Consider the following 5,344-nt stretch of genomic DNA (forward strand, 5'->3'; position numbering starts at 1 on the left):
GTGGCGGATCCGCCACCCCGGATCCGCCACCGTGATCGCCACGGCCGTTCGGACGCTCCACCGTGCAAACCGGCCCGGGAGCAAGCACGGTGGGGGCGTGCTGAGGAGAAGGCTGGCGGCCCTGTGCGCCCTGTGCGTCCTGCTGTTCTGCGTGCCGGCGACCGGCGTGCAGGCCAGGTCGCCCGGGTGGGCGGTCGTGGTGGTGGACCAGGAGTCCCGTAGCGTCCTGGTGCTGCAGAGCGCCGAGGAGCTGATGGCCTACCGGGGCCCGGGGCGGCTGCCGGTCGTGTGGGGCTGGAGCGCCGACCGGGCGGCCGGGCTCGCGGACCTGACGCCCGCGCGGAGCTGGACGAATCCGGACGAGGCGAAGAGCCGGGTCCGGCAGGGCCGGCGCTACCTGCTGACCACCGCCTCCGGCGGCCTGGCCGCCGTCGTGGACACCACCACCGGCGCGACGCGCTGGGCGGCGGACCTGGGCGGGGCGGCCAATCCGCACAGCATCGAGCTGCTGCCGGACGGCAACGTCGCGGTCGCGGCGAGCGGCGGCGGGTGGGTGCGGCTGTACGCGGCCTCGCAGGGGCCGCGTGCCACCGCCCACGCCGGCTACCCGCTCCCGGGCGCGCACGGCGTGCACTGGGACGGCCGGACGGGCCTGCTCTGGGTGCTCGGCGACGACGTGCTGACCGCGCTGCGGGTGGGCGGCACCCCGGCGGCGCCCACCCTGACCGCCGTCCGGTCGACGCCGCTGCCCGACCACGGCGGGCACGACCTCGCGCCGGTGCTGGCCGAGCCGGGGCGGTTCTGGGTGAGCACGCTGACCGGCCTGTGGCGGTACGACCCGGCGGCCGACCGCTTCACCGCCGTGCGGCTGGACGACCCCGCAGCCGTCCGGGATGTGAAGAGCGTCGGGGACGAGCCCGGCACCGGACGGCTGCTGACCGTGGCCCCCGACCACAGCGGGCCGTGCTCCTGGTGCACCTCGGTGATCACCCTGCACCGGCCGGACGGTACGCGGACCCTGCGCGGGACGCATCTCTACAAGGCGAGGTGGTGGGGAGGCTGGTAGCAGATTTGCGACGCGCAGGTGCCGGTTTCGGGGTTCGGGTCGGCGATGCCACCCGTTCTGCCGACGGCATTCGGATGATGGGGCATATTGTGTACCCCGGCAAACTACTCCAATAGAAGTGAGTTTCCCGTCGCCGTCCGTAAACCATCCGTCCACCGTGTCGGCTGGGATAGCGTCGAAGGCGTCGGGGGGCCGACACCGATTCGGTGTATTCGAACACTAGCTACCGGGCCGTAATGGCCGGATTGAGTCATGGAGAAAAACGTGTCGAATTTGATGCCGGAAAACATGCCGGAGAAAATGCCGGACACCGTCGACGACCTGCAGCTCGCGGCGGAATCGCTGGCCGCTTTCCCGGCCCGGGGCGCGGCCGGAGGCGCGGATGTCACCGAGCGTCTCGCGGCGGTCGCCGAACTCTGCCGGTCGGTTGACGCGGTGCTCGACAGCCTGGTCGTCCAGGTCGCCGCGGAAGCGGCCGAGGAGGGTTGGACGGCGGCCCGGATGGCGGCGGAACAGTCCGGTTACTACGCCAGGTTGCGCCGGGCACTGCTCCCCGCCGCGACCGGCGCCGGGCTGACGCAGCAGTGAGCGCGCTGCACCCGGGCGTGCACGTGCTGTCCTGCCCCACCCGGTGGAGCGATGTCGACGAGAACGGGCACATCAACAACGCCCGGCTGGTCGGCTACGTCCAGGAGGGGATTTACGACATGTTCTGCCACCACGAGACCGCCGTCCGGGACGCCCTGTTCCCGTCCGGATTCATTATCGCGCGGCACGAGATCGATTTTCTGGAGCAGTTGTACCACCGGCCCGAGCCATTGTCGGTGCAGTTGACGGTTGAACGGATCGGGCGGAGTTCCACGCATATCGTGGTGGATGTCTGCCGTGACCCGCTCACCTTTATGCGGGCCAGGACCGTGGTGGTCGCGCGGGACCGTGAATCAGGCCGCTCGCGCAAACTCAGTTCGAACGAGCGGAGTTTTCTCGAGGCGTTTATGCCGGACGAGGTGCGGGCCCCCGCCGTGCCGGCTGTGCCCGCTGTGCCCACCGCACCGGCCGTGCCGGTCACGGCGCCGCCGCCGCAGCGCGTGGCGGCCCGCACGGGTGCCGCTCTGCCGCACCGCACCCGCAGACGGTGTCGGGCCTCGGCGGCCTGACACCCGGGCCCCTGGTGGCCCCGCGCCGGGCAGGGCGCGGGCCGGCGACGTGATCGACAACGGCGTCGATCCGTCCGGCCGGTCTCCCTGCCGCCGTGCCGCAGTACGCTGAGCAGCACGGGCACCGGCGAACCCCAGGCGGTCACGGGCCGTGACGGCGCAGCCGACCGGACCTCGCCGCCACCAGCCGTCCGCCACCAGCCGTCCGCCGCCATCGGGCCACCGGGCCACGGATCGTCCGCGCGAGGGCCGACGGCTCTCGGCCTCCGGCCTCCGGGCGGAGCGCAGCCGGTCCCCGCCGACCGGAAGGAGGACGCGATGACCATCTCCCCGGAGGACTTCCGCGCCCGCGTCGTCGACTGCGGGGAGTACCCGAGCGAGGCGGAGGCGGAGCACGCCATCCGGGTCGTGCTCGCACTGCTCGGTGAGCACCTGGTCGGGGCCGAACGGGCCGAGCTCGCCGATGCGCTGCCCGAGGCGTACGCCCCGCTGCTGCGCGATGCCGGGCCCGCCGCCGAACCGCTGACCGCCGAGCGCTTCGTGCGCGGTGTGGTCGGCTGGATCGACGGCGCGACCGAGGCGACCGGGCCGTGGGACATCGGGGCCGTGCTCGGCACCCTCGCCGACCTGGCCCCGGGGGAACTGGTCGACCGCGTGGTCGAGCAGCTCCCGGACGGTTACGACCTGCTGTTCGGCCACCCGGTGCCGGCCTGGGCCGGCGCGCCGGTGGTGGCCCGGAACAGCTCCGCACCCCGGCCGGTCAGCTCGACCGGTCCGGCGCCCGGCCGCAGGTAGACGGACGCGCCCCGGGGGAGGTCGAGGTCCGCGAAGCCGGGGGCGTGCAGTCGGGCGCGGCCCTCGACGCACAGCAGGATCTGCGGGGTGGGCAGCTCGGCGCGGACGGCGGCCGGGCCCGGGCGCAGCCGGGAGAGTCGGAACTCCTCGGCGGGGGAGGGGAATTCGTCCTCGAACCGGTCTCCTGGGAGCGCCGTGAGGACCTGCGGTCCGCCGGTGTGGAAGGACGTGACCGCCAGCAGGCCGTCGACGTCGACGTGCTTGGGGGTGAGCCCGCAGCGCAGCACGTTGTCCGAGTTGGCCATCAACTCCACGCCCACGCCCCGGAGGTAGGCATGCGGCACGCCGGCGTCCAGGTAGAGGGCCTGGCCCGCCGCGAGCCGGACGTGGTTGAGCAGCAGCGCGGCGATCAGGCCCGGGTCGCCGGGGTACTGCGCGGCGGCGCGGGCGTAGCCGGCGCAGGCCTCGGCGAACGGGCCGCCCTCGGCCGCGAGCCGGTGCAACGCCCTGGTGATGTCGCGGAGTTGGGGGACGGTGGGACGGTCCTCGGCCAGGACCCGGCGCAGCAGTGCGGGCAGGACCTCGGCGGCGGGGTGCGCGCGCAGGTCGTCCGCCCAGCGGGCGAGCAGCGGGACGGCGAGCGCGTCCAGCAGCCGGGCCGTGTCGGGGGCCGGGCGGAATCCGCACAGTGCTTCGAAGTCCCCGAGGGCGCAGATGAGTTCGGGCTTGTGCCCGGGGTCCTTGAAGACCCGCTCGGGTGCGTCGAGCGGGACCCCGCGGGCTTCCTCGGCCGCGTACCCGGCCGCCGCCTGGGTCCGGGTCGGGTGGACCTGGAGGGAGAGCGCCCGGTCGGCGGCCAGCACTTTGAACAGGAACGGCAGCGCCGGGCCGAACCGCCCCACGGTGTCCGGCCCGAGCATGGCGTTCGGGTACCGCTGGATGAGTTCGTCCAGCGGCTGCGGTCCGCCGGCGCCGTCCGGAGCCAGCAGCTCGGAGGGCGCCGACGGGTGTGCGCCCATCCACAGTTCGGCCTGCGGGGCGCCGGTCGGCGCGGTGCCGGTCAGTGCGGGGATGGCGGTGGGCGAGCCCCACGCGTACGGGCGGACCGGGTTGTGGAGCAGGGCGAAGGGCGGGAGCGACATGGCGCGGCCTCCGAGGGGTTCGGGTCAGCGGCAGAGCGCGGCCGCGCCGATCAGCCCGGCATCGGTGCCGAGTTCGGCGCGGCGGACGTCGAGACCGCGGATGTAGGACAGCGTGGCGTAGCGGTCGAGGTGGCGGGCGAGCGGTGCGAACAGGACGTCGCCGGCGGTGGCGACGCCGCCGCCGACCACCACCCGGTCGAGATCGACCAGGGCCGCGGTGGCGGCGATCCCGGCGGCGAGGGCCTGGGCGGCGCGGTCGAAGGAGGCGAGCGCGACCGGGTCGCCCGCCTCGGCGTCGGCGGCGACGGCCCGGGCCGAGCGGTCCTCCCCGGCCGGGCGCCAGCCCTCGGCGAGGGCCCGGCGGGCGATCGCGGTGCCGCTGGCGAGGCCCTCCAGGCAGCCGCGCGAGCCGCACGGGCAGGGCTCGCCGTCCAGGTCGACGCTGATGTGGCCGAGGTGGCCGGCGTTGCCGCTGGGGCCGGGCCGGACGGCGCCGTCGAGTACCAGCCCGGCGCCGACCCCGGTCGACACCACCAGGCACAGCGCGTTGGCCGCGCCCCGGGCGGCGCCCTGCCAGTGCTCGGCGGCGGCCATCGCGACGCCGTCCCCGGCCAGGTGGACGGGCAGCCGCCGGGCGGCCACCGCCGGGTGCGCGGCGACCTCGGCGACCAGCGGGAAGTCGAGCCAGCCGGGGATGTTGACGGGGCTGACGGTGCCGGCGGCGAGGTCGACCGGGCCGGCGCTGCCGATCCCGACGGCCGTCACGGCGGCCCAGTCGCCGGTGGCGGCGAGCCGGTCCAGCACCTCGTGCACGACGGCGAGCACGGTCGCGCCCGGCTCCCGGGCCGGGGTGGGCAGTTGGTGCCGGTGCCGCAGCCGCCCGTGGCCGTCGACCAGCGCCCCGGCGATCTTGGTGCCGCCGATGTCCACGGCGGCGAACAGCGGGGTGGCGGCGGGCGGCGGGGTGAGGGTCATCGCGGCGGACTCCAGGCGGGTTCGGGCGGGGGTGGCGCCCCGGCGGGCGGGCCGGGGCGCCGATCAGCGTAGTGCGGCATACGGCGCGCGGCGGGCGGGGGGGGGGGGGGGGGGGGGGGGGGGCCCCCCCCCCCCCACCCCCCCGCGGGACGACCCCCCCCCGCCGGAAGGCGCCGGGGAACCGCCGAAAGAAGCCACCGCCGCCCCCC

General features: G+C 75.5%; 6 protein-coding genes. 4 read left to right on the top strand and 2 right to left on the bottom strand.

Features of this window, described 5'->3' with window-relative positions; translation table 11 throughout:
• The first annotated feature begins 97 nt into the window (after positions 1 to 97).
• The 4 genes from ACFWPT_RS40590 (at position 98) to ACFWPT_RS40605 (ending at position 3,018) form a co-directional block, all read left to right on the top strand.
• Positions 98 to 1,066 (top strand): DUF6528 family protein, encoded by a 969-nt coding sequence (locus tag ACFWPT_RS40590; RefSeq protein WP_380488053.1) that lies wholly within the window; start codon positions 98 to 100, stop codon positions 1,064 to 1,066.
• A gap of 252 nt (positions 1,067 to 1,318) precedes the next feature.
• Entirely contained in the window at positions 1,319 to 1,654 is a 336-nt protein-coding gene (locus tag ACFWPT_RS40595) for a hypothetical protein (RefSeq protein WP_063346410.1), read from the top strand.
• A complete protein-coding gene (locus ACFWPT_RS40600; RefSeq protein ID WP_380488055.1) occupies positions 1,651 to 2,223 on the top strand; it encodes an acyl-CoA thioesterase in 573 nt (190 codons plus the stop codon). Before ACFWPT_RS40595 ends, ACFWPT_RS40600 begins: the two co-directional genes overlap by 4 nt.
• Positions 2,224 to 2,541: 318 nt before the next feature.
• Positions 2,542 to 3,018, top strand: a complete 477-nt coding sequence (locus ACFWPT_RS40605) for a DUF2267 domain-containing protein (protein WP_079135401.1) — start codon at positions 2,542 to 2,544, stop codon at positions 3,016 to 3,018.
• Here the strand turns inward: ACFWPT_RS40605 and manA are convergent.
• Together manA and ACFWPT_RS40615 are read right to left on the bottom strand one after the other, a co-directional pair.
• Complete coding sequence (manA, locus tag ACFWPT_RS40610) at positions 2,901 to 4,160, bottom strand: mannose-6-phosphate isomerase, class I (RefSeq protein ID WP_380488059.1); 1,260 nt, start codon at positions 4,158 to 4,160, stop codon at positions 2,901 to 2,903. The genes ACFWPT_RS40605 and manA overlap by 118 nt on opposite strands.
• Before the next feature lie 24 nt (positions 4,161 to 4,184).
• Positions 4,185 to 5,135, bottom strand: a complete 951-nt coding sequence (locus tag ACFWPT_RS40615) for an ROK family protein (RefSeq protein ID WP_380488061.1) — start codon at positions 5,133 to 5,135, stop codon at positions 4,185 to 4,187.
• Between the last annotated feature and the right edge of the window lie 209 nt (positions 5,136 to 5,344).

The sequence above is a fragment of the Kitasatospora sp. NPDC058478 genome (genome assembly GCF_042720345.1).
In the GTDB taxonomy this organism is placed as follows: Bacteria; Actinomycetota; Actinomycetes; order Streptomycetales; family Streptomycetaceae; genus Kitasatospora.